The organism is Streptomyces sp. SL06 (genome assembly GCF_058244745.1).
In genome coordinates this window covers 4,354,850-4,378,296 of sequence record NZ_JBSYOT010000002.1, presented here as the reverse complement: position 1 = coordinate 4,378,296, position 23,447 = coordinate 4,354,850, and the positions used below count along the sequence as shown (strand labels likewise).

Here is a 23,447-nt window from a genome sequence, read left to right as displayed (position 1 = left end):
CACCCGCTAGCGGACCGTCTCCCCCGCGTCCCCGGAGGACTTCTTCGGGGGCGGGGTGCGGGACAGGAACAGGCCGAAGACCGGGGGGCGGCCCTGGAGCAGCTCCAGCCGGCCGCCGTCCGCCTCGGCCAGGTCGCGGGCGACGGCGAGACCGATGCCCGTGGAGTTCCGGCCGCTGATCGCGCGCTCGAAGATCCGTGCCCCGAGGTCGCCCGGGACACCGGGGCCCTCGTCGGTGACCTCGACCACCGCCTGGTTGCCGGTCACCCGGGTCCGCAGGGCCACCGTGCCGCCCCCGTGCATCAGGGAGTTCTCGATCAGCGCGGCCAGCACCTGCGCCACCGCCCCGGGGGTGCCCACGGCCGTCAGATGGCGTTTGCCGGAGCTGACGATGGCCCGCCCCTCGCTGCGGTAGGCGGGGCGCCACTCGGCGATCTGCTGCTGGATGACGTCGTCCAGCTCGAAGGTGACGGCGGAGCCGCTGCGCGGGTCGCGGGCGTTGGTGAGCAGCCGTTCCACCACGTCCGTCAGGCGTTCCACCTGGGTCAGCGCGATCGTCGCCTCGTCCTTCACCGTCTCCGGGTCGTCGGTGAGGGTGATCTCCTCCAGCCGCATGGACAGCGCGGTCAGCGGCGTACGCAGCTGGTGGGAGGCGTCGGCGGCCAGGCGGCGCTCGGCGGTGAGCATCCGGGCGATGCGCTCGGCGGAGGAGTCCAGCACGTCCGCGACCCGGTCCAGCTCGGGGACCCCGTAGCGCTTGTGCCTGGGGCGGGGATCGCCGGAACCCAGGCGTTCCGCGGTCTCGGCGAGGTCGGTGAGCGGGGAGGCGAGGCGGTTGGCCTGGCGGATCGCCAGCAGTACCGCGGCGATCACCGCGAGCAGCGCCACCAGGCCGATGATCAGCAGGGTCCGGCCGACCTCGCGGGTCACCGAGGACCTCGGCTCCTCGACGAGGACCGTCTCGCCCTCCTCGCCGGTGGACCTGCCCCGGATGACCTCGCCGGAGGGCCTGTCGCCGACCTCCATGACCGGCTTGCCGGGGATGCGGATCACGGCGTACCGGGCGTCCCGCAACTGCTCCCGCAGGAACCCGGCGTCGACGGAGCCGGTGCCGAGCAGGCGGCTGTCCACGATGCCGGCCAGCCGCACCGCCTCCAGGTCGACCCGTTCCTGTGCGGTGCTGCTGATCGTCCGGGCCTCGACGATCACGAGGGAGACGCCGAAGACGGCGATCACGACGAGCACCACGGCGAGCGTGGACTGGATCAGTCGACGGCGCATGTCCTCTTACCCGGGCGGGCCCTGCGGGCGCCCGGTTCCTCGATCGCGGCTCGGTTCTTCTTCTTGATCGCGGCTCAGTTCTTCTCGAAACGGAAGCCCACGCCGCGCACGGTGGCGATGTAGCGGGGGTTCGCCGCGTCGTCGCCCAGCTTCTTGCGCAGCCAGGAGATGTGCATGTCCAGGGTCTTGGTCGACGACCACCAGGTGGTGTCCCAGACCTCGCGCATCAGCTGGTCGCGGGTGACGACCCGGCCCGCGTCGCGCACCAGCACCCGCAGCAGGTCGAACTCCTTGGCGGTGAGCTGGAGTTCCTCCTCGCCCATCCAGGCCCGGTGCGACTCCACGTCGATGCGCACACCGTGCGTGGCGGGCGGCTGCGGGGTGTCGACCGCGCCGCGCCGCAGCAGGGCGCGGACCCGGGCGAGCAGCTCGGCGAGGCGGAAGGGCTTGGTGACGTAGTCGTCGGCGCCCGCGTCCAGGCCGACGACGGTGTCCACCTCGTCGGCGCGCGCGGTCAGGATGAGGATCGGCACGGCGTGGCCCTCGGAGCGCAGCCGCCGGGCGACCTCCAGCCCGTCCATGCCCGGCAGGCCGAGGTCCAGCACGACCAGGTCGACGCCGCCCTGCAGTCCGGCGTCGAGTGCGGTGGGTCCGTCCTCACGCACCTCGACCTCGTACCCTTCCCGGCGCAGTGCGCGGGCCAGCGGCTCCGAGATGGACGCGTCGTCCTCGGCGAGCAGTACACGGGTCATGAGCTGATGGTAGACCGCTCGGAGCAACGCCCGGGGCATGATCGCGTCCCGGTCCTCTTACCCATGGACAAGCCGGGCACCCGCCGCGCGGCCCGTCCGGTGGGCCCCACGTGCGAACCTGCGGCTGTGGGATGCCATCCTGTGCTGGACCTTCGAAAGATCGTCCACGGTTCCGTCATTACCTGTGATTCGTGTCTCAAGTCCTTCCATACCGGGTGTTGTCCTGCCGTATGGTGAATCAGCGCCTGTAGCACCCAGGGGACCTTTGGCGGCAGTTCGCTGCCGAAGGTCTCTTTTGTGTGCGGGCCGGTCCACGGCCGGCCCCGAAAGGAATGACCTGTGGCCGGGCCTCGTCGCGTGCAGTCACGCGCGGAGGCGTGGATCCCGGGGGTCGCCGTCCACGCTCCGCGATCCGGAGCGCAATCCCTCGGGCGTGGGGTGGGCGGACGCGGGCCCGCCGGTGCCGGCCGCCCCCCACCGGGCGCGCATCGCCTCGTGAGCGCGTCCCGACCAGCAAGGAACGACCATGGCGTCCAGCCTGACGAAGGACTCGGTCACCCCGGGCACCCCCGGACCCGAACAGACCTTCCTCGGCCACCCCCGCGGACTGGCCACTCTCTTCATGACCGAGATGTGGGAGCGTTTCTCCTACTACGGCATGAGGGCACTGCTCCCGCTGTACCTCGTCGCCCCGGGCGGGCTCGGCCTCGGCGCCGGCACCGCGACCGCGATCTACTCGGTGTACCTCTCGCTGGTGTACCTGCTCACGATGCCGGGCGGCTGGTTCGGCGACCGGGTCTGGGGCCCCCGCAAGACCGTCGCCGTCGCCGGCGGCGTCATCATGCTCGGCCACCTCACCCTGGCGCTGCCGTCGGCCGGCACGTTCTACGCGGGCCTCGGCCTGGTCGCCATCGGCTCGGGGCTGCTGAAGGCCAACATCTCCACGATGGTCGGCCAGCTCTACAGCGGCCCCGACGACCCGCGCCGCGACGGTGGCTTCACCGTCTTCTACATGGGCATCAACCTCGGTGCCTTCGCCGCGCCGCTGATCATCGGCACCATCGGCGAGAACGTCAACTGGCACCTGGGCTTCGCGCTCGCCGCGGTCGGCATGGGCCTGGGCGTGGTCCAGTTCCTGCTCGGCAGCCGCCACCTGGCCCCGCGCTCCAGCCTGGTCCCGAAGCCGCTGTCGGCGCGGGAGAGGACCTCGACGCTGCGCAAGGCCGCGTTCTGGGCCGCGCTCGCCGTCGTCTTCTACGCGGTCGTCGGCTTCTCCGGCAGCTACACCCTGAACTGGATCCTGGTACCGCTGACCCTGCTCGGCGTGATCATCCCGGTGCTGGTGCTGACCAGCATCAAGCGCGACAAGTCCCTGGACCGTGCCGAGCAGTCGAAGATGTCGGCGTACATCTGGTTCTTCGTGGCTGCCGCCGTCTTCTGGATGATCTACGACCAGGGCGGCTCGACCCTGTCCCTGTTCGCCGACTCCTCGGCCGAGAACAGCGTCCTGGGCTGGGCCTTCCCGGTCTCCTGGTACCAGTCGGTCAACCCGGTCATCATCATGGCCCTGGCCCCGGTCTTCGCCATGGCGTGGCTGGCGCTCGCCAGGCGGGGCAGGGAGCCGAGCACGATCGTCAAGTTCTCCTTCGGCCTCGTCCTGGTCGGCGCGTCCTTCTTCCTCTTCCTGGCCCCGCTGTCCATCGCGGAGGGCGGCCACAAGGCGGCGGCCCTGTGGCTGGTGGCGATCTACTTCGTCCAGACCTGCGGTGAGCTGCTGCTCTCCCCGGTCGGTCTGTCGGTCACCACGAAGATGGCGCCGGCGAAGTACGCCTCGCAGATGATGGGCGTCTGGTTCCTGGCCGTCACCGCGGGCGACGCCACGACGGGCCTGCTCTCCATCGCCGGCGTCGACCTGAACAAGACGGGCGTCGTGGCCATGGAGGCCACCCTCGCCGCGGTCGCAGGCGCCGCGATCTGGATGTACCGCAAGCGCGTGAAGGAACTCATGGGCGACGTGCGCTGACCCCGGCAGAGGGTGCCTTTCCACGGAGGGCCCGAGGAGGCAAGCGAGGGCCGACCCCGTCCGGGCGGACGGAGTCGGCCCTCCGGGCGCTTCAGCTCCGTTGGCCGCCCGGCCGACCGGGACGGGTGGGAAAGGGGCCGGAAAAGGACCGCCTGCTACGCCGGAGTGCCCAGTTCCGCCCAGACCCGCTTGCCCGCGACGCCCGGCGTCCGTACGACGCCCCAGTCCAGGCACAGACGCTGCACGATGAACATCCCGTGCCCGCCCGGCCGCCCGGCCCGGTGCGGGGTGCGCGGCGCCGGCTGTCCCGTGCCGCGGTCGGAGACCTCCAGCCGGATCACCTTCTTCTCGCAGGTGATCCACAGCTCGTCGGGGCCCTCGGCGTGCAGACAGGCGTTGGTGACCAGCTCGGACACCACGAGCAGTACGTCCTCGGCGGCGGCCCGCTGGTCCGCGGTGGCGGAGGGCAGCCAGCCCCAGGCGTACAGCGCCTCGCGGGTGAAGTCACGCGCGAGCGGGACGACCCCGCTGCGGTCCTCGAAGCTCAGCCGCCGGACCTGCCGCCCGCCGCGGCCCGCGGGCGCGGCCCCGGAGGCGGACGTGGACCCGGGCGCGGCTCCGGGGGCAGGCGCGGACCCGGGCGCGGCCCCGGACACGGGCGCCCCCATCACGGCGGCCTGCCCGCCGGGCACGCCGCCCTCGGCGGGCTCCCCGGTCCCGGGCACGCCCCCCTCGGACGCCCCGGAAGCGCCGCTGGGCTCCGGACCACGGTCGCCCGGCGAGTAGGGCCGGGTGGTGCTCATCAGCGCTTCACCTCACCGATTCACCGGTTCACGTTTCAAAGTCAGTGGACAGCAAAGTCGTACACAGCCGGTTCAGGGTCTCTCCTGCCCGACCGGACCGTACGAACACCCCTGTATTCGGCACGAAACACGGGACGGGCCGGGAACGCCCGTCCCGTGGAGCGCGCGAGACCTCCGCCGGCCGGACAAGGACCGGCTCAGCCGGACTCGTCGGACAGGGCGGCCGCGAGCGTGTCGTGAAGGGTGAAGACCGCCTCGGCCCCCGTGATCTCGAACACGCGGGCCACCACCGGCTGCATGGCCACCAGATGCACCCCGCCCCCCGCGGCCTCCGCCTTCAGCCGCGCGCCGAGCAGGACGTTGAGTCCCGTGGAGTCGCAGAACTCCAGCCGCGAGCAGTCGACGACAAGCCGGTTGAATCCCTTGGCGAGGCATTCCTCCAGCGGCTCGCGCAACAGATCGGCGGTGTGGTGATCCAACTCACCCGCCGGGGTCACGACGGCACTGGGGCCCTCTTCCCGTACCTCGACCAGAAGCCGGCCCGACTGGGCACTGCCGACCGTCCCGCGGTCCATGCCGTTTCTCTCTCCCGAGGTCATGACTGCTTGCTGACGCCCTCGAACACTACGCCTTCCCACCGCACTCCGACACCCGAACAACCACACAGAAACGGACATACTCGCACATAACACACTTGCGGTCCGCTCGGTAAACCCGGTAGGCCTAGAGAGGAACACGAAAACCGACACGGCCGGCTTTGGAGGCGCCGCACACCGCAGTGCACGCAACTGGCTTCGGCAGCCGTATGCCGAGAACGATGGAGGACATCATGTCACCCCGGCTCGACGGATCGCGTACCCACCAAGCGACGTCGACACTCCCTCCGGAACATCTGGATCCCATCGAGCACCATGACGCGGTCGTCGACCACGACGGCGCACTCGCCGGGCTTCCGGACATCCCCGCGTACGACGAGGTGGCTCCGGCGGACGCCCGGGTCCTGTCCAAGACCCTCTTCGAGCGGCTGGAGTCGCTGGAGGAAGGCACCCACGAGCACGCGTACGTGCGCAACACGCTCGTCGAGCTGAATCTGGCTCTGGTCAAGTTCGCCGCCTCCCGCTTCCGCTCGCGCAGCGAGCCGATGGAGGACATCATCCAGGTCGGCACGATCGGCCTGATCAAGGCGATCGACCGCTTCGAGCTGTCCCGCGGGGTGGAGTTCCCCACGTTCGCGATGCCGACCATCATCGGCGAGATCAAGCGCTTCTTCCGCGACACCTCGTGGTCCGTGCGCGTCCCGCGCCGCCTCCAGGAGCTGCGGCTCGACCTGGCCAAGGCCGGCGACGAGCTGGCCCAGCGGCTGGACCGCGCCCCCACCGTGGGCGAGTTGGCCGAGCACCTCGGTCTGTCCAAGGACGAGGTCGTCGAGGGCATGGCGGCGTCCAACGCCTACACCGCCTCCTCGCTGGACGCCCAGCCGGAGGAGGACGACGCGGAGGGCGCCCTCGCCGACCGCATCGGCTACGAGGACCACGGACTCGAGGGCATCGAGTACGTCGAGTCGCTCAAGCCGCTGATCGCCGAACTCCCCTCCCGGGACCGGAAGATCCTCTCGCTCCGCTTCGTCGCGGGCATGACCCAGTCGGAGATCGGCGAGGAGCTGGGCATCTCCCAGATGCACGTCTCGCGGCTGCTGTCGCGGACCCTCGTACGGCTGCGCAAGGGGCTCACGGTCGAGGAGTGATCCCGACCGGGTGACGCTTGTCCTCCAGGGGGCGGTCCGAGGCCGGGCCGCCCCCCTTCGGGCTGTGCGGACACCGGCCCGCGGGTCACACCACGCGTACGCCGCGCCGCCAGACCCCGCGGACCAGCGGGACGCCCGGCCGGTAGGCGAGGTGGACGTGGCTCGGCGCGTCGAGGAGCGTGAGGTCGGCGCGGGCGCCAGGGGTCAGGCGGCCGATGTCGTCCCGGCGCAGGGCCGCCGCGCCGCCCGCGGTGGCCGACCAGACCGCCTCGTCCGGTGTCATCCCCATGTCCCGTACCGCGAGCGCGACGCAGAAGGGCACGGAGGACGTGAAGGACGAGCCGGGGTTGCAGTCGGTGGACAGGGCCACCGTGGCGCCCGCGTCGAGCAGGCGGCGGGCGTCGGGCCACTCGGCGCGGGTGGAGAACTCGGCGCCGGGCAGCAGCGTGGCGACCGTACGGCTGTGCGCGAGGGCGTCCACGTCCGCGTCGGTGAGGTGGGTGCAGTGGTCGGCGCTGGCGGCGTCGAGTTCGACGGCGAGCCGGACGCCGGGGCCGTGGGAGAGCTGGTTGGCGTGGATGCGGGGGTGCAGGCCCCTGGCCTTCCCCGCGGTGAGGATCGCGCGGGCCTGGTCGCCGTCGAAGGCGCCTTTCTCGCAGAACACGTCGATCCAGCGGGCGTGCGGGGCGCAGGCGTCGAGCATCTCTCCGGTGACGAGGTCGACGTAGGCGGCCGGGTCGCCGGCGAGTTCGGGGGCGACGACGTGGGCGCCGAGAAAGGTGACCTCGTCGGTGTGGCGTGCGGCGATGCGCAGGGCGCGGGACTCGTCGGCGGTGGTCAGGCCGTAGCCGGACTTGGTCTCGAAGGTCGTGGTGCCCTGGCGCAGGGCCTCGTCGAGGTAGCGGGTGAGGCCCGCCTCCAGCTCCGCGTCGCTCGCTGCGCGGGTGGCGGCGACCGTGGTGCGGATGCCGCCGGCGCTGTAGGGGCGGCCGGACATGCGGGCGTTGAACTCCTCGGTGCGATCGCCGCCGAAGAGCAGGTGGGAGTGGGAGTCGACGAAGCCGGGCAGGACCGCCCGGCCGCCGGCGTCGAGGCGATTGTCAGTGGCGGGTGCTTTGCTTGATTCACCGGTCCACGCGATGCGGTCGCCGTCGATGACGACGGCCGCGTCCCGGACCAGTCCGAGGGGAGAGTTGCCACCGAGGGAGGGGTCGTTGGTGATGAGTGCGGCGATGCCGGTGATGACCGTGCTGCTGCTCATGGTGTCCGTCGTGTCCTTGTGGGGGCGGGTGCGGGTGGTCATGCGCGCAGGGCCTCGACGGCCCCCGCGAGAGCCCGCGGCACATCGGGTACGAGCGCGTGCGCCCCGTCGCGCACGACGTGCCGGCCGCCCACGACCGTGTGCCGTACGTCCGCCGCCGTCGCGGCGAATACGGCCGTCTCGGCGCCGAGCCTGGGCAGCGGCCCCGCCGTTCTGACCGAGTCGAGCGCGAGGGTCGTCAGGTCGGCGCGGGCCCCGGCCTCGATGCGGCCCGTGTCGTCCCAGCCGAGGGCGGCGTGGCCGTCGCCGGTGGCGGCGCGCAGCAGGGCGGCGGCGGTCCAGTGGCCGCGGGTGCGGGTGCGCAGGCGCTCGTTCAGCTCCATGGCGCGCGCCTCCTCGAACAGGTCGAGGACGGCGTGGCTGTCGGAGCCGAGACACAGCGCCGAGCCCGCCCGCTGAAGCGCGGCCGCCGGGCCGATGCCGTCGGCGAGGTCGCGTTCCGTGGTCGGGCACATGCAGGTGCCGGTGCGGCTGCCGCCGAGCAGGGCGATGTCCTCGTCGGTGAGGTGCGTGTTGTGGACCCCGGTGGTGCGGGGTCCGAGCACGCCGTGGTCGGCGAGGAGGCGGGCCGGGGTGCGTCCGTGCGCCCGCAGGCAGGCGTCGTTCTCGGCGGTCTGCTCGGACAGGTGCACGTGCAGCGGGGCCCGCCGCTCCTCGGCCCAGCGCGCCACGGTCGCCAACTGGTCGGCGGGCACGGCCCGTACGGAGTGGATCGCGGCCCCGATCCGTGCGTGATCCCGTTCCTTGAGAACTGCACAGCGTTGCGCCCAGGCGTCCGCCGTCCCGTCGCAGAAGCGGCGCTGATGGGTGTTCGGGGGCTCGCCGAAGCCGGAGGACAGATAGCAGGTGTCGAGGAGGGTGATGCGGACACCGGCTTCGGCGGCGGCCTCGATCAGGGCCTCGCCCATCGCGTTGGGGTCGGCGTAGGGGGTGCCGCCGGGGGCGTGGTGGACGTAGTGGAACTCGCCGACGGTGGTGATGCCGGCCAGCGCCATCTCGGCGTACACCGCGCGGGCGAGGTCGTGGTACGTCTCGGGGGTCAGCCGGTCGGCGACGGAGTACATGAGTTCGCGCCAGGTCCAGAAGGTGCCGGAGCCGACCTGGACGGTGCCGCGCAGGGCGCGGTGGAAGGCGTGCGAGTGGGCGTTGGCCAGCCCCGGCAGGGTGAGGCCGCGCAGGATCTCGGCGCCGGGCGGCGGGGTGGGGGTGTCCGTGCGGACGGCGGTGACCCGGCCGTCCCGCACGTCCACGGCGACGCCCGGCTCGACATAGGTGTCGAGCCAGGCGTGCTCCAGCCAGTACGTCCGTGCGGTGGGGGTCACGTGCGGGTCAGCCCTTCCAGTACGTCGGCGAGTGCGTTCACCCCGGCGAGGCAGTCGTCCTCGGCGGCGTACTCGGCCGGGGAGTGCGAGACGCCGGTGGGGTTGCGCACGAACAGCATGGCGGTCGGGACGCGTCCGGAGAGGATTCCGGCGTCGTGTCCGGCGCCGGTTCCGAGGACGGGCACCGTGAGGTGCGTGCCGGTGCCGAGGATGCGGGCGAGTTCGTCGCGCAGGAGGTGGTCGAACTCGACGACGGGCGTGAAGGACTCGCGGACCACGTCCAGGTCGACGCCGTGGGCGGCGGCGTACTCGCGGGCGGCCTTCTCCACCTCGCCGACCACGGTGTCCAGGCTCTCCTGGTCGGCGGCTCGGGAGTCGAGCCAGCCCCGCACCAGGGAGGGGATGGCGTTGACGCCGTTGGGTTCGACGGCGATCTTGCCGAAGGTGGCGACGGCGCCGGCGAGTTCGGCCTCGCGGCGGGCGGCGAGGACGGTCTCGGCGTAGGGCAGCATGGGGTCGCGGCGGTCGGCGAGCCGGGTGGTGCCGGCGTGGTTGGCCTCGCCCCGGAAGTCGAACCGCCAGCGTCCGTGCGGCCGGATGGCACTCGCGACGCCGATCCGGTCGCCGGACAGGTCAAGGGCGCGGCCCTGCTCGACGTGGAGTTCGACGAAGGCGCCGATGCGGGCGAGCCGTTCGGGGTCGGGGCCGAGGGCGTCGGGGTCGTGTCCGGCGGCCTCCATGGCCCGCGGAAGCGTGATGCCGTCGGCGTCGGTGAGGCGGTGGGCCCGCTCGGCGGTGAGCGCGCCCGCGGTGAGCCGGGAGCCGACGCAGGCGAGGCCGAAGCGTGCGCCCTCCTCGTCGCCGAAGTTGACGATGCCGAGCGGCCTGGTCGGGTGTGTCCCCCGGGCGCGCAGTTCGTCCAGGGCGGCGAAGGCGGAGACGACGCCGAGGGGCCCGTCGAAGGCGCCGCCGTCGGGCACGGAGTCCAGGTGGGAGCCGGTGACGACGGCGTTCCCGGCGGCCGGGTCGCCGAGCCAGGCCCACTGGTTGCCGTTGCGGTCCACCTCGTGGGCCAGGCCGCGCCCCTCGGCCTGTGCGCGGAACCAGGCCCGGCAGTCGGCGTCGGCGGCGGTCCAGGCGTAGCGGCGGTAGCCGCCGGAGGCGGAACCGCGGCCGACCGGCAGCAGCTGCGCCCACATGCTGTGGAAGCTCACGCCTCGTCACCCTCGCGCATGGGCACCCGCACGCCCCGCTCTTCGGCGACGGACTCGGCGATGTCGTATCCGGCGTCGACGTGCCGGATGACGCCCATGCCGGGGTCGTTGGTGAGCACCCGGCGGATCTTCTCCCCGGCCTGCGCGGTGCCGTCGGCGACCGTCACCTGTCCGGCGTGGATCGAGCGGCCCATGCCGACGCCGCCGCCATGGTGCAGGGAGACCCAGGAGGCACCGGAGGCCACGTTGACCATGGCGTTGAGCAGCGGCCAGTCGGCGATGGCGTCGGAGCCGTCGAGCATGGCCTCGGTCTCGCGGTACGGGGAGGCGACGGAGCCGCAGTCGAGGTGGTCGCGGCCGATGACGATCGGCGCGGCCAGCTCGCCGCTCGCAACCATGTCGTTGAACCGCTCGCCCGCCTTGTCGCGCTCGCCGTAGCCGAGCCAGCAGATGCGGGCGGGCAGGCCCTGGAAGTGGACCCGCTCCCCGGCCAGCTTGATCCAGCGGGCCAGCGACTCGTTCTCGGGGAAGAGGTCGAGGATCGCCTTGTCGGTCTTGGCGATGTCGGAGGCCTCGCCGGACAGGGCGGCCCAGCGGAAGGGGCCCTTGCCCTCGCAGAACAGGGGCCGGATGTAGGCGGGCACGAAGCCGGGGAAGGCGAAGGCCCGGTCGTATCCGGCGAGCCGGGCCTCGCCGCGGATGGAGTTGCCGTAGTCGAAGACCTCGGCGCCGGCGTCCTGGAAGCCGACCATGGCCTCGACGTGCCGGGCCATGGACTCGCGGGCGCGGGTGGTGAAGCCGGCCGGGTCCTTGGCGGCGGCGTCCGCCATGTCCTCGAAGGCGATCCCGGTGGGCAGGTAGGCCAGCGGGTCGTGGGCCGAGGTCTGGTCGGTGACGATGTCGATGGGGGCGCCCATGGCGAGGAGCCGTGGGACCAGGTCGGCGGCGTTGCCGAGGACGCCGATGGACAGCGGTTCGCGCCGGTCCCGGGCCTCGGTGGCGAGCCGCAGGGCGTGGTCGAGGGAGTCGGCCCTCACGTCGAGGTAGCGGTGCTCGATGCGGCGGTCGATGGCGCGCGGGTCGCAGTCGACGCAGACGACGACGCCGCCGTTCATCGTCACCGCCAGCGGCTGCGCGCCGCCCATGCCGCCGAGGCCGGCGGTGAGGGTGATGGTCCCGGCGAGGGTGCCGCCGACCCCCTTGCCCAGGGAGTGCAGCTTCGCGGCGACGGCGGCGAAGGTCTCGTAGGTGCCCTGGAGGATGCCCTGGGTGCCGATGTAGATCCAGGAGCCGGCCGTCATCTGCCCGTACATGGTCAGGCCGAGGGCCTCCAGGCGGCGGAACTCCTCCCAGTTGGCCCAGTCGCCGACGAGGTTGGAGTTGGCGATGAGGACGCGCGGGGCCCATTCGTGGGTCTGCATGACGCCGACCGGGCGGCCGGACTGGACGAGCATCGTCTCGTCCTGCTTGAGGGTCCCCAGCGTGCGGACCATGGCGTCGAAGGAGCGCCAGTCACGGGCCGCCTTGCCGGTGCCGCCGTAGACGACGAGCTTGTCGGGGTGCTCGGCGACCTCGGGGTCGAGGTTGTTCTGGAGCATCCGCAGGGCGGCCTCCTGCTGCCAGCCCAGGGCGGTCGGCCGCGTACCGCGCGGCGCCCGGACAGGACGCGGGGGCGGCTCGGAGGGGCGGGGTCCGGACATGGTCTGCCTCCTGGTGGTCTGCTCCCGGCGGACTGTTACTGCGGATATTCATATCCTCGCTTTGTGAATAGACCTAGTCAACACGGCGTGTTCCTTCCCACGTGCGTCGCGGGTGTTCGACTGGACGGTTTGGGCAGGTCACAAGGTATGAGAGATGACGTGAGTGACGGGACCGGCGGCCTGGGCGGCGCCGACGCGGGGCGGGCGGCGCGGCGGCACGAGGCGGTACGGGCGGCCGTGGAGCAGGGGCTGCTCGGGCCCGAGTCCCCGATCGTCGGGCTGCTGGACGTCGCCGGGGTCCGGGAGTCGGCGGCGGCCCTGCGGGCTGCGTTCGAGGCGGTGACGGCGCCCGGGACGCCCGTGCTGCACGCGTTCGCCGTGAAGGCGACCCCGCTGGCCCCGGTGCTGCGGCTGCTGCACGAGGAGGGCGTCGGCGCGGAGGTCGCCAGTCCGGGCGAGCTGGCGCTGGCGCGGGCGGCGGGGGTGCCGTCGGAGCGCACGGTGCTGGACTCGCCCGCCAAGACGCCGGGCGAACTGCGGGAGGCGCTGGCGCTGGGCATCGCCGTCAACGCGGACAATCCGCAGGAGCTGGACCGCATCGACGCCCTGCTGAAGGACTCCCCCGACACCGCCTCGCCCCTCGGGATCCGGGTGAACCCGCAGATCGGCGCCGGTTCCATCGAGGCGCTCTCGACGGCGACCGCGACCTCGAAGTTCGGGGTGGCGCTGCGCGACGAGGGGGCGCGCGAGTGGGTGGTGCGGGCGTATCTGGACCGGCCGTGGCTGACCCGGCTGCACGCGCACACCGGGTCCCAGGGCATCCCGCTGGCCCTGATGTCCGAGGGGGTGCGGGAGGCGTACCTCCTCGCCGAGGAGATCAACGAGCGGGCCGGCCGCAGGCAGGTCGACACGCTCGACATCGGTGGCGGACTGCCGGTGAACTTCGCGTCGGACGAGACGGCGCCGACGTACGCCGAGTACGCGCGCGTGCTGCGCGACGCGGTGCCTGGGCTGTTCGACGGACGGTACGGGCTGGTCACCGAGTTCGGCCGGTCGCTGCTGGCCAAGCACGGCACGATCGTGGCGCGCGTGGAGTACGCCAAGAGCGCCGGCGGGCGGCCGGTCGCGGTGACGCACGCGGGCGTGCAGGTGGCGACGCGGACGGTGTACGCACCGGGGGCGTGGCCGCTGCGGATCGCCGCGTACGACGGCAAGGGGCATCCGAAGGAGGGGCCCGACGTGGTGCAGGACGTGGCGGGCCCCGCGTGCTTCGCGGGGGACCTGCTGGCCGCGGGGCGTGCGCTGCCGCTCCTGGAGCAGGGGGACTACGTGGCGGCGCTGGACACGGGGGCGTACTACTTCGCGCACCACTACGCGTACAACTCGCTGGCCCGGCCCGGGGTGCACGGGTTCGTGGCGGACGAGGACGGCGGGGTCGTCTTCGCGACCGTGCGGGAGGCCCAGACGGTCGAGGAGATCGTGGCCGAGGCGGGCGGACGGCACGTCGACGCGCTGACGTCGGCTCCGCGCGAGGTGCGGTAGCCGCCCACCGGGGGCGGGGTGGCCGGTCGCGCCCACCCGCGCGCGGCACAGCCGCCCCGTGTCACGGCCCCCGGGCACCCGGGGCCGGCCTCCCGGCCCGGACACGGCCGCGCGCCCCGGGCCGGAGCGAGGCAGGACGGGGCGGGGCTCCGCGCCCCGCCCCGTCGGTCAGACCAGCGCCGCCGTCTTCCGCCTGGCCCCGCCGGGGGCCGCGTCGCCCGCCGCGATGCCGGTGCTGCGGTAGCCCCTGACCGCCTTGCCCGCCGGGCGGCCGGCGTTGCGGGCGAGCCAGTCCACGCGCACCCACAGCAGGGCGTCCTGCGACTGTTCGCGGCGGCCGATCCAGCCGGACTTGAGCCACAGTCCGGCGCCGCAGCCGGCCATCAGCAGCCCGACCGCGGCGGGCACCGCGAAGGCGCTGCCGAGCGCGGCGGCGAAGGCGAGGAGCAGCCACCAGCGGTGGCCGCGGCGCCAGTTGCGTACGGTCACCGCACGGTCCTGGAGCACGTCGTACTTGCTCGCGCGGGCGGCCGAGCCGGCCAGGGCCGTGTAGCGCCGCCGGCGCACCGACGCCACGACGGCCGTCGCCACGATGAACAGCGCGGCGCCTGCCAGTACGCCGATCCGGCGTCCGGTCAGTCCCGGCACCAGCACCCCGATGCCCGCCGCGAAGACGCCCAGCCACCACAGCGGTGCCGCTCCCGCCCGTACGACGACGGCGACCCGAGCCAGCCCCTGTCCTCCGCGCGCCACGTCCGGCCTCCTGTCCCAGTCCTGTCCCTGCGATACGTCTCAAGGGTGTGAGGCGAGGCACGTTAACGGGAGAAGGTGAGACGAGTCTGAGAACACGGCCGCGGGTGGCGCGTCGCCGCCCGCGTCACTCCACGAAGAGCCCTCGCGCCGCGGCCCGGGTGTCGAACTCCTCCAGCCGGGCCTGCGCGTCCGGCAGGCCGTCGCACATCGCCTCCAGCAGCACCCGGCCGAGCAGCATCGGCGCGCAGGCGGTGTCGAAGGCCAGGCCGGTGCCGACGGCGGCGGGCAGCAGCAGGTCGGACACCTTGGCGACCGGCGCGAACGCGGAGTCGGCGACGGTCACCACCGTGAGCCCCGCCTCCTTGGCGTGGGCGAGCGCCTCGACGACCTCGCGCGGATGCCGGGGCAGGGCGAAACAGAGCAGGGCCGTCGCGCCGGCCCGGACGGCGGCGTCCACGCGGTCGTGGAGCATCGTGCCGCCCTCGCCGAGGAGCCGGACGTCCGGGTGGACCTTGGCGGCGAAGTAGGCGAAGCCGTGGGCCTGGGCCGCGGCGGCGCGCAGTCCGAGCACCGGCAGCGGCCGGCTCCCGGCGAGGAGACGGCCCGCCTCCCGCACCGGTCCCGGATCGGCCAGCGCCTCCGCCAGGTGCCGCAGGTTCTCGATCTCGGCCGCCACGGCCTGCTGGTACTCATTGCCGGAGCCGGTGTCCGCGGCCGGTTCCGCGGGCGCGACCTCGCGCAGGTGACGGCGCAGCGCGGGGTAGCCGTCGAAGCCGAGGGCGACGGCGAAGCGGGTCACGGACGGCTGGCTGACCCCGGCCAGCTCGGCCAGCTCCACGCTGGAGAGAAAGGGCACGTCGAAGGCGCGGCGGACCATGCTGTGCGCGATGCGCCGCTGGGTCGGCGTCAGCCGGTGTCCCTCGAAGAGCGCCTGCAGCCGCGCGGCCGGACTGTCGGTCCCACCGGCCCCACCGGTCCGGTCGGCCCCGCCGGTCCCGTTCATGGCGTGCTCCCCCTCCACCTATTCACATGCCTCGATATCTGCATACTGTTATACAGCGGGGCGGTGGAACGGACGACGCCGAGCGTCCTTCGCGGCCCGCCCCCCAAGGGTCTTCCCCCACCGGTCCTCCCCCGCCGCAAGCGGGGGGCTATCCCCAGTGCCCGCGCCGTCCCGGCTGTCTACCGTGGGGGCATGACGGGAATGGACGGGCGGGACACCGACCTCAAGAAGGAACTCGACGCCACCCTGCGGACCCGCAGGGAGCTGGGTGAGGAGTACGAGTCGGCGCTGGTCGACTCGTTCCTGGAGAAGGTCGATCAGCGCATCGACACCGCGGTCGAGCGCCGGGTGCGCCGGCAGCTCGCCGAGCAGCAGATGGCCGCGGCCCGGGACAGCCGGGCGCCGCGGACCACGGACTCCTTCGGCGAGCGCTTCGGCTTCGGCATCGTCTCGCTGGTCCTCGCGGTCCCGTTGTCCGCGATCGGCGGCGGCGTCGCGCACCTCCCCGGGCTGCTGGTCGCCTGGGCCGGGATCGTCGGGGTCAACGTCGTCCAGGCCGCCCGCACCAATCCGGGCCTCTTCGGGCGCCGTCGCGCGGACAAGGACGACACCTGGAAGGACTGAGGGACCGAGGGGCGGCCGGGAGAAGACTGCGCGGGGACCGCCGCACCCCCATTACTGAGGGGCGGGACGACGGCGGTCCCCGCGGGGGACGCGCGATACCGGGCCTCACGGCCGGGTGACGCGTCCGTGGCGTCCTTGGAGGTCCGGGAGCCGCTCCGGAAGGTCCGTGACGCCGTTCGGCGCCGGCGGGACCGGGGAGCCGCTCCCAGTCCCTGCCGACATCCCTCACTCTGCCGGTCCCGTGTTAAGCGCCTGCTGCGCCCACATGACGTGCGCGTTCCACTTCCGCGAAGTCCACGAAGATCACCGGCCGAGGGGCCGGCACCGGCGGCTTGCCGCCCTCGGCGAGGACCGGCGCTACTTCCCCTTGGCCAGGAAGGACAGCAGGTCCTGCCGGCTCACCACGCCGGTCGGCCTGCCCTCGACGAGGACGATCGCCGCGTCGGCGACGCCGAGCACCGACATCAGGTCCGCGACCGGTTCGCCGGAGCCGACCTGCGGCAGCGGGTCGGACATGTGCTTCTCCAGCGGGTCTTCGAGCGAGGCCCGCTTGGCGAACAGGGCGTCCAGCAGCTCCCGCTCCACGACCGAGCCGACGACCTCGGCGGCCATCACGTCCGGGTGGCCGGCGCCGGGCTTGACGATCGGCATCTGCGAGACGCCGTACTCGCGCAGCACCTCGATGGCCTCGCCGACCGTCTCGTCCGGGTGCATGTGGACGAGGGAGGGGATGTGGCCGCCCTCCTTGTGGTTCAGGACCTCGGCGACGCGCGCGCTGGGACCGGTGTCCTCCAGGAAGCCGTAGTCGGCCATCCACTCGTCGTTGAAGATCTTGCTGAGGTAGCCGCGCCCGCTGTCCGGCAGCAGGACGACCACCACGTCGTCCTCGCCGAGCCGTGCGGCGACCTCCAGGGCGGCGACGACCGCCATGCCGCAGGAGCCGCCCACCAGCAGGCCCTCCTCCTTGGCGAGGCGGCGGGTCATCTGGAAGGAGTCCTTGTCGGAGACGGGGACGATCTCGTCGGCGACATCGCGGTCGTACGCCGTCGGCCAGAAGTCCTCGCCGACGCCCTCGACGAGGTAGGGCCGCCCCGAGCCGCCGGAGTAGACGGACCCCTCGGGGTCGGCGCCGATCACCTTCACCGCGCCGTCGCTGGCCTCCTTCAGATACCGCCCGGTGCCGGAGATGGTGCCGCCGGTGCCGACGCCCGCGACGAAGTGGGTGATCTTCCCCTCCGTCTGCTGCCACAGCTCGGGGCCGGTCGAGTGGTAGTGGGAGAGCGGGTTGTGCGGGTTGGAGTACTGGTCCGGCTTCCAGGCGCCCGGCGTCTCGCGGACCAGCCGGTCGGAGACGTTGTAGTAGGAGTCCGGGTGCTCGGGGTCGACCGCCGTCGGGCAGACGACGACCTCGGCGCCGTACGCGCGCAGCACGTTGATCTTGTCCGTGGACACCTTGTCAGGGCAGACGAAGACGCACTTGTAGCCCTTCTGCTGGGCCACGATCGCGAGGCCCACGCCCGTGTTGCCGCTGGTCGGCTCGACGATCGTGCCGCCGGGCCGCAGCTCTCCGCTCTTCTCCGCGGCCTCGATCATGCGCACGGCGATGCGGTCCTTCACCGAGCCGCCCGGGTTGAAGTACTCCACCTTGGCCAGGACGGTCGCCCTGATGCCCTTGGTCACGCTGTTGAGCCGCACCAGCGGGGTGTTGCCGACGAGGCTGATCATCGAGTCGTGGAATTGCACCGTGGTCTCCGGATGCTGCAAAAGAATGGTCGATATCGGTACCGCCAGCCTATGGCCTGCCGGCCCGCCGATGACTCGTGGCGGTCGTTCACTCCCCGTTGAGATTGGGCGACCGTCCGTACGGGGCAAGGAGTGGGTGTACGGGTTGGAGGAGGTGGCGGGGACGTATGACGAGTATGTCGAGGGCGCGGGTGGCCCGGCGGATCGCGGCCGGCGCGGCGTACGGCGGTGGCGGCATCGGGCTGGCCGGGGCGGCCGCGGTCGGCCTGCTCCTTGCGGAGGTGCAGCTGGCCAGGCGCCGGGTGGGCATCGGTACGCCCGACCGGGTGCCGGAGGCGCGCGGACTGTACGGCGGCACCCTGCCGACCGCGGGTGAGCCCGCGCTGCGGCTGATGATGCTGGGCGACTCCACGGCCGCCGGCCTCGGCGTGCACCGGGCCGGACAGACGCCGGGCGCGCTGCTCGCGTCGGGACTCGCGGCGGTGGCGGAGCGGCCGGTGGAACTGGGCTCGGTCGCCTCGCCCGGGGCGTGCTCGGACGACCTGGACCGGCAGGTGGCGCTGGTGCTCGGGGATCACGGGCGGGTGCCCGACATCTGCGTGATCATGATCGGGGCGAACGACGTCACCCACCGGATGCCGGCGACCCGCTCAGTGCGGCACCTGTCGGGTGCGGTACGGCGGCTGCGCACGGCAGGCGCGGAGGTGGTGGTCGGCACCTGCCCGGACCTGGGCACGATCGAGCGGGTGCGGCAGCCGCTGCGCTGGCTGGCCCGGCGGACCTCGCGGCAGTTGGCGGCGGCCCAGACGATCGGGGTCGTGGAGCAGGGCGGGCGCACCGTGTCGCTGGGCGATCTGCTCGGGCCGGAGTTCGCGCAGAATCCGCGGGAGCTGTTCGGCCCCGACAACTACCACCCCTCGGCGGAGGGATACGCCACGGCCGCGATGGCGGTACTGCCGTCCGTGTGCGCCGCGCTCGGCCTGTGGCCGGCCGAGGAGGAGCACCCCGACGCGCTGCGCCGCGAGGGCTTCCTGCCGGTGGCCCGAGCGGCGGCCGAGGCCGCCTCCGAGGCGGGCACGGAGGTCGCGGCGGCGATGCCTGCCGGACCGCGCGGGCCCTGGGCGCTGCTGAAGCGCCGTCGGCGGCGGAGGGTCGCGGAGGCGGAACCCACCAGCCCGGTCGGGGGTGCCCCCTCCGGGGGAGGCTGAGGACGGGGCCGACCGGTCCTGCGGGCGGGTCCGGGGCGCCGTCCCCGGACCCGCCCGCCACGACTCCGCGCAACACCGCACTGCTCCGCGCGACTCCGCGCAACACTGCACTGCTCCGCGCGACTCCGCGCAACACCGCACTGCTCCGCACTGCTCCGCGCGACTCCGCGCGACTGCGCACTGCTCCGCATGTGAGCACCGCTGCCGGAGGTCAAAGCAAGCGCTTGGACAGTTGCGGTCCATGTCACACCACCGCCCCCGTGACCCGGGCCATACGTCCGGGTAACTTCCCAACCAAGCCCTGCCCACTCGCCACTGGAGCCGTGATGCCCGAAGCCGTGATCGTCTCAGCCGCCCGCTCCCCCATCGGCCGCGCTTTCAAGGGCTCCCTGAAGGACCTGCGCGCCGACGACCTGGCCGCCACCATCATCCGGACCGCGCTCGCCAAGGTCCCCGAGCTGGACCCCCGGGACATCGACGACCTGATGCTCGGCTGCGGCCTGCCCGGCGGCGAGCAGGGCAACAACCTGGGCCGGATCGTCGCCGTCGAGATGGGCATGGACCACCTGCCCGGCTGCACCGTCACCCGGTACTGCTCCTCGTCGCTCCAGACCTCCCGCATGGCCCTGCACGCCATCAAGGCCGGCGAGGGCGACGTCTTCGTCTCGGCCGGCGTCGAGACGGTCTCCCGGTTCGCCAAGGGCAACTCCGACAGTCTGCCCGACACCCGCAACCCGCTGTTCGCCGAGGCGGAGGCCCGTACCGCCGCCGTCGCCGAGCAGGAGGGGACCACCTGGCACGACCCGCGCGAGGACGGCCTGGTCCCCGACCCGTACATCGCGATGGGCCAGACCGCCGAGAACCTCGCCCGCGCCAGGGGCATCACCCGCCAGGACATGGACGAGTTCGGCGTCCGCTCGCAGAACCTCGCCGAGGAGGCCATCAAGAACGGCTTCTGGGAGCGCGAGATCACCCCGGTGACCCTCCCCGACGGCACCGTCGTCGCCAAGGACGACGGCCCCCGCGCCGGCGTCACCCTGGAGGGCGTCCAGGGCCTCAAGCCCGCCTTCCGCCCCGACGGCCTGGTCACCGCCGGCAACTGCTGCCCGCTCAACGACGGCGCCGCCGCCCTCGTGATCATGAGCGACACCAAGGCCCGCGAGCTGGGCCTGACCCCGCTCGCCCGCATCGTCTCCACCGGCGTCTCCGGCCTCTCCCCCGAGATCATGGGCCTGGGTCCGGTCGAGGCGAGCCGGCAGGCCCTCTCCCGCGCGGGGCTGACCATCGACGACATCGACCTGGTCGAGATCAACGAGGCCTTCGCCGCGCAGGTCATCCCCTCCTACCGCGACCTGGGTGTCCCGTTGGAGAAGCTGAACGTCAACGGCGGCGCCATCGCCGTCGGCCACCCCTTCGGCATGACCGGCGCGCGCATCACCGGCACGCTCATCAACTCCCTCCAGTGGCACGACAAGCAGTTCGGCCTGGAGACGATGTGCGTCGGCGGCGGCCAGGGCATGGCGATGGTCGTCGAGCGCCTGAGCTGACCGGCCGGGGGCTGAATCGCAGGACGGTCGGTAGCGCGCGGGAGACCCAGCGTGACGCCGCGGCCCGGAGCCCCGTACTCCCGGGGTTCCGGGCCGTTTTGTGACCCAATCTGCCCCAGGATGTGACCTACCTCTCCCGCCCCCTTGATTTACGCAGGTCAGAGCGGCCACACCGGCATCCCCAGGGCCCAAAGTCCTGTCCGTTTCGTGACGTTACGCACTGACAGACGATTAGTCCTCCATTCAAGCTGATGTAGGAAGTCGGGGGTCTACCTTGAACCGGGAGTACGTCAGTGAGCGCCATGCCGATCGCCCTGCTGCTCACCACGGCCGCCACCGGCGCCGTGGGCGTCGCCGTCCTGCGCAGCGTTCTGGTGCTGCGCGGGCAGGTGACGGCCCTGCACGCCGAACTGGCCGAGAGCCGCGCCGCCGCCACGCGAGGCCGCGTGCCCGCCGCCCGCACCACCGCCGACGCCGAGGAGATACGCGCCGCCGTCGCGGAGGCCCTGGCCGAGGAGCGTGAGCGGGAACTCGCCGAGGCGCGGGCCTTCTGGGCAGCCCAGGAGTCCCGGGACGTCCCGGACGCGCCCCTGCTGCTCGGCCTGTCCGACAGTGAGCTGTTCCTGCCCCGCCAGACCGACTTCGTGGGCCTCGAACCGGTGATCGAGCCGGGCACGGACCCCGAGGAGCCGTCCGCCAAGGACGCCGTCCACGGGGGTCACGCGCCCCGGGAGTCCGCCGAACTGGCCGCCGCCCGCCGCCGCCACCCCTCGCACCCGGACTTCGTGCCGAACCCCTCGCCTGCCGTCAACGACCACGAGCGCACCGTCGCCACGCTGGAGGAGCTGGCCGAGTCCAGCGTCGCGCTGGCGGACGTCCGGCCGGGCCCGCTGGGCACCCTCGACGTGTACGTCTTCGCCGACGGCACCACCCTGTGCATGACCCCGGGCCACCGCGAGACCGCGGAGCGCCTGGCCGCCGCGCTGGGCGCGGGCCAGACGCCGTACCTCCTCGGCGGCTCGGGGATCTCCGGCGCCTACACGCTGACCTTCGCCTGCGGCGAGGAGAGCGTGTACATCCTGGCGGACCGCGTCATCGCGTCCCTGTAGTTGGCCGGTCCTCCCGTCCCCGGGCGGCCCGCGGCCTCAGACCCCGGCCCGCTTGCGCGCCTCCTCCACGAGTCCCGCCGCCTCCTCCACCTGGCCCTCGTCCTCCAGCACGAGGGCCAAGTCGTGTGCGGCGACGGCGATCTGGTCGGCGGCGGCGAACATCCCCGCGTCCGGCATCTCCCGCGGCCGGGCCCCCGGTTCCTCCACGAGCTGGGCACGCCGGGCCAACTCCCTGGCCAGGCCCAGCGCCTCGGCGGCGGCGCCGCGTTGGAGCCTGCTCTGCGGAGCGGCCCGCAGCCGGTCGGCGAAGTCGTCCACGGCACGGGTCAAAGGCGTCGTATCAACCACGGCGCGAGCGTACGCGGCCCTGCGGGACTGTTGCCAACGGGCGAACGCTCAGGCACGGTGACCTGAAGGACCGGCTCACATCCCCTTTCGCCCGGAGGCGCCGATGTCCCAAGTCTTCTCCGAGGAGACCCATCGCAATCTGCTCGCCCGCATCCCCCAGTGCACCGGCCGTGAAGTCTCCGACTGGCTGCGCGCCGTCGAGGACGGCCCCGCGCTCTTCCGCTTCGAGGAGAAGGTCAGCTGGCTCCGCCACGAGCACGACCTCTCGTACGGCTACGCGAAGGCGATCGTCCACGAGTACGACCTGAGAAGGGCCGCGCGCAAGCTGCGGTGAGCGCGCGTCGCCGGCGCTCCAGCGCTCCAGCACGGCGAAGGGCCCCGGGTTCGCACCCGGGGCCCTTCGGCGGTCGTACTGGTCCGACGGCCGTCGCCGGCTAGTCGTTGCTGTTCAGGATCGCGATGAGGCGCAGGAACTCCAGGTAGATCCAGACCAGCGTCAGCGTGAGGCCGAAGGCGGCGAGCCAGGCCTCCTCGCGGGGGGCGCCGTAGGCGAGTCCGTCCTCGACCTGCTTGAAGTCCAGGGCGAGGAAGCAGGCGCCCAGGATGATGCCGATGACACCGAAGACGACACCGAGCGCACCGCTGCGGAAGCCGAGGCCGTCACCGCCGCCGAAGACGGCGAACAGCAGGTTCACCATCATCAGGAAGACGAAGCCGAGCGCGGCGGCCATCACGAAGCCGTAGAAGCGGCGGTTGACGCGGATCCAGCCGGCCTTGTAGGCGATCAGCACACCGGCGAAGACCGCCATCGTGCCGATCACGGCCTGCATGGCCGCGCCGTCCGCGATGCGGTTGTCGACGACGCTGGAGACGACGCCGAGGAAGACGCCCTCGAACGCCGCGTACGCCAGGATCAGCGCCGGCGAGGCCTTGCGCTTGAAGGACTGGACGAACGCCAGGACCATGCCGATCAGCGCGGCACCGATGCCGATGCCGTACGAACGGCTGATGTTGGCGTCGTCCACCGGCAGCAGCGCCCACGCGAGCGCGGCCGTCACCACGAGCAGGCCGAGCGTGCTCGCCGTACGGATGACGACGTCGTCCATCGTCATCCGGCCGGTGGTGGCCGGCGCCTGCGGCGGCGCGCCGTACTGCTGGTCCTGCTGGGCGTACGGGTTCTGTGCGTAGGGGTTCCCGACGGGCTGGGCGTACGGTGCGCCCTGCGCGTACGGGTTGCCCTGCGTGGCGACGGCGGGTCCCCCGGCCTGCGGCGCGGCGTTGAAGCCCGCGTAGCCGTTGTCGCGGCTGAACCCCCGTCGCGAGAAGACCGGGTTTCTGCTCCTCATTTCACTCCTCCATGGCCACACGGCGCAGCCTTGGCTCAAGAGTAATAGAACGGCAAAGGAATGA

The 23,447-nt window shown here is 72.7% G+C and carries 21 protein-coding genes; 8 read left to right on the top strand and 13 right to left on the bottom strand.

The window, feature by feature from the left end:
- Positions 1–6: 6 nt before the first annotated feature.
- Both AC4IHM_RS20060 and AC4IHM_RS20055 read right to left on the bottom strand, forming a co-directional pair.
- A complete protein-coding gene (locus AC4IHM_RS20060) occupies positions 7–1,281 on the bottom strand; it encodes an ATP-binding protein (protein ID WP_490868387.1) in 1,275 nt (424 codons plus the stop codon).
- A 74-nt stretch (positions 1,282–1,355) separates the two neighbouring features.
- Positions 1,356–2,033, bottom strand: coding sequence for a response regulator transcription factor (locus AC4IHM_RS20055; RefSeq protein WP_490868386.1), 678 nt, complete (start codon positions 2,031–2,033; stop codon positions 1,356–1,358).
- Positions 2,034–2,559: 526 nt separating this feature from the next.
- Between AC4IHM_RS20055 and AC4IHM_RS20050 the strand changes: the two genes are divergently transcribed.
- Positions 2,560–4,056: an oligopeptide:H+ symporter gene (locus tag AC4IHM_RS20050; RefSeq protein ID WP_490868385.1), complete on the top strand. Its 1,497-nt coding sequence runs from the start codon at positions 2,560–2,562 to the stop codon at positions 4,054–4,056.
- A 155-nt stretch (positions 4,057–4,211) separates the two neighbouring features.
- On the opposite strand, the gene AC4IHM_RS20045 is transcribed toward AC4IHM_RS20050, so the two are convergent.
- Together AC4IHM_RS20045 and AC4IHM_RS20040 are read right to left on the bottom strand one after the other, a co-directional pair.
- Positions 4,212–4,859, bottom strand: coding sequence for an ATP-binding protein (locus AC4IHM_RS20045; RefSeq protein WP_490868384.1), 648 nt, complete (start codon positions 4,857–4,859; stop codon positions 4,212–4,214).
- 197 nt (positions 4,860–5,056) lie between these two features.
- Complete coding sequence (locus AC4IHM_RS20040) at positions 5,057–5,434, bottom strand: STAS domain-containing protein (RefSeq protein WP_490870880.1); 378 nt, start codon at positions 5,432–5,434, stop codon at positions 5,057–5,059.
- 242 nt (positions 5,435–5,676) lie between these two features.
- On the opposite strand from AC4IHM_RS20040, the gene AC4IHM_RS20035 reads away from it, so the two are divergent.
- Positions 5,677–6,603 carry an RNA polymerase sigma factor SigF gene (locus AC4IHM_RS20035; RefSeq protein ID WP_490868383.1) on the top strand — a complete coding sequence of 309 codons (927 nt, stop codon included), beginning with the start codon at positions 5,677–5,679 and terminating at the stop codon, positions 6,601–6,603.
- A gap of 85 nt (positions 6,604–6,688) precedes the next feature.
- Here the strand turns inward: AC4IHM_RS20035 and hutI are convergent, their stop codons facing one another.
- From hutI to hutU, 4 genes are read right to left on the bottom strand one after another with little or no spacing between them, the layout of a single operon-like run.
- On the bottom strand, positions 6,689–7,864 hold the full coding sequence (gene hutI / locus AC4IHM_RS20030; RefSeq protein ID WP_490870879.1) for an imidazolonepropionase: 1,176 nt from the start codon (positions 7,862–7,864) through the stop codon (positions 6,689–6,691).
- A gap of 38 nt (positions 7,865–7,902) precedes the next feature.
- Positions 7,903–9,246, bottom strand: a complete 1,344-nt coding sequence (locus AC4IHM_RS20025; RefSeq protein WP_490868382.1) for a formimidoylglutamate deiminase — start codon at positions 9,244–9,246, stop codon at positions 7,903–7,905.
- The gene (locus AC4IHM_RS20020; RefSeq protein ID WP_490868381.1) at positions 9,243–10,460 is read right to left on the bottom strand and encodes an allantoate amidohydrolase; all 1,218 of its coding nucleotides are present in this window, start codon (positions 10,458–10,460) and stop codon (positions 9,243–9,245) included. The genes AC4IHM_RS20025 and AC4IHM_RS20020 overlap by 4 nt, the downstream gene beginning before the upstream one ends.
- Positions 10,457–12,160 (bottom strand): urocanate hydratase, encoded by a 1,704-nt coding sequence (gene hutU, locus AC4IHM_RS20015; RefSeq protein ID WP_490868380.1) that lies wholly within the window; start codon positions 12,158–12,160, stop codon positions 10,457–10,459. Before hutU ends, AC4IHM_RS20020 begins: the two co-directional genes overlap by 4 nt.
- A gap of 147 nt (positions 12,161–12,307) precedes the next feature.
- On the opposite strand from hutU, the gene AC4IHM_RS20010 reads away from it, so the two are divergent.
- Complete coding sequence (locus AC4IHM_RS20010; protein WP_490868379.1) at positions 12,308–13,702, top strand: type III PLP-dependent enzyme domain-containing protein; 1,395 nt, start codon at positions 12,308–12,310, stop codon at positions 13,700–13,702.
- Positions 13,703–13,870: 168 nt separating this feature from the next.
- On the opposite strand, the gene AC4IHM_RS20005 is transcribed toward AC4IHM_RS20010, so the two are convergent.
- Both AC4IHM_RS20005 and AC4IHM_RS20000 read right to left on the bottom strand, forming a co-directional pair.
- A complete protein-coding gene (locus AC4IHM_RS20005; RefSeq protein WP_490868378.1) occupies positions 13,871–14,455 on the bottom strand; it encodes a hypothetical protein in 585 nt (194 codons plus the stop codon).
- 124 nt (positions 14,456–14,579) lie between these two features.
- Complete coding sequence (locus tag AC4IHM_RS20000; protein WP_490868377.1) at positions 14,580–15,458, bottom strand: MurR/RpiR family transcriptional regulator; 879 nt, start codon at positions 15,456–15,458, stop codon at positions 14,580–14,582.
- A 192-nt stretch (positions 15,459–15,650) separates the two neighbouring features.
- Here AC4IHM_RS20000 and AC4IHM_RS19995 point away from each other — a divergent pair, with 192 nt between their 5' ends.
- On the top strand, positions 15,651–16,082 hold the full coding sequence (locus tag AC4IHM_RS19995; RefSeq protein ID WP_490868376.1) for a hypothetical protein: 432 nt from the start codon (positions 15,651–15,653) through the stop codon (positions 16,080–16,082).
- A 357-nt stretch (positions 16,083–16,439) separates the two neighbouring features.
- On the opposite strand, the gene AC4IHM_RS19990 is transcribed toward AC4IHM_RS19995, so the two are convergent.
- Positions 16,440–17,825 (bottom strand): cystathionine beta-synthase, encoded by a 1,386-nt coding sequence (locus AC4IHM_RS19990; protein ID WP_490868375.1) that lies wholly within the window; start codon positions 17,823–17,825, stop codon positions 16,440–16,442.
- A 167-nt stretch (positions 17,826–17,992) separates the two neighbouring features.
- Between AC4IHM_RS19990 and AC4IHM_RS19985 the strand changes: the two genes are divergently transcribed.
- The 3 genes from AC4IHM_RS19985 (at position 17,993) to AC4IHM_RS19975 (ending at position 21,689) form a co-directional block, all read left to right on the top strand.
- Entirely contained in the window at positions 17,993–19,033 is a 1,041-nt protein-coding gene (locus AC4IHM_RS19985; protein ID WP_490868374.1) for an SGNH/GDSL hydrolase family protein, read from the top strand.
- 326 nt (positions 19,034–19,359) lie between these two features.
- The gene (locus AC4IHM_RS19980; protein ID WP_490868373.1) at positions 19,360–20,580 is read left to right on the top strand and encodes an acetyl-CoA C-acetyltransferase; all 1,221 of its coding nucleotides are present in this window, start codon (positions 19,360–19,362) and stop codon (positions 20,578–20,580) included.
- A 293-nt stretch (positions 20,581–20,873) separates the two neighbouring features.
- On the top strand, positions 20,874–21,689 hold the full coding sequence (locus AC4IHM_RS19975) for a hypothetical protein (protein WP_490868372.1): 816 nt from the start codon (positions 20,874–20,876) through the stop codon (positions 21,687–21,689).
- A gap of 36 nt (positions 21,690–21,725) precedes the next feature.
- Here AC4IHM_RS19975 and AC4IHM_RS19970 read toward each other — a convergent pair whose 3' ends face one another.
- The gene (locus AC4IHM_RS19970; protein ID WP_490868371.1) at positions 21,726–22,037 is read right to left on the bottom strand and encodes a hypothetical protein; all 312 of its coding nucleotides are present in this window, start codon (positions 22,035–22,037) and stop codon (positions 21,726–21,728) included.
- Between the two features lie 103 nt (positions 22,038–22,140).
- Between AC4IHM_RS19970 and AC4IHM_RS19965 the strand changes: the two genes are divergently transcribed.
- Complete coding sequence (locus tag AC4IHM_RS19965) at positions 22,141–22,371, top strand: DUF4287 domain-containing protein (RefSeq protein ID WP_490868370.1); 231 nt, start codon at positions 22,141–22,143, stop codon at positions 22,369–22,371.
- 100 nt (positions 22,372–22,471) lie between these two features.
- Here AC4IHM_RS19965 and AC4IHM_RS19960 read toward each other — a convergent pair whose 3' ends face one another.
- Positions 22,472–23,383: a Bax inhibitor-1/YccA family protein gene (locus tag AC4IHM_RS19960; RefSeq protein ID WP_490868369.1), complete on the bottom strand. Its 912-nt coding sequence runs from the start codon at positions 23,381–23,383 to the stop codon at positions 22,472–22,474.
- Between the last annotated feature and the right edge of the window lie 64 nt (positions 23,384–23,447).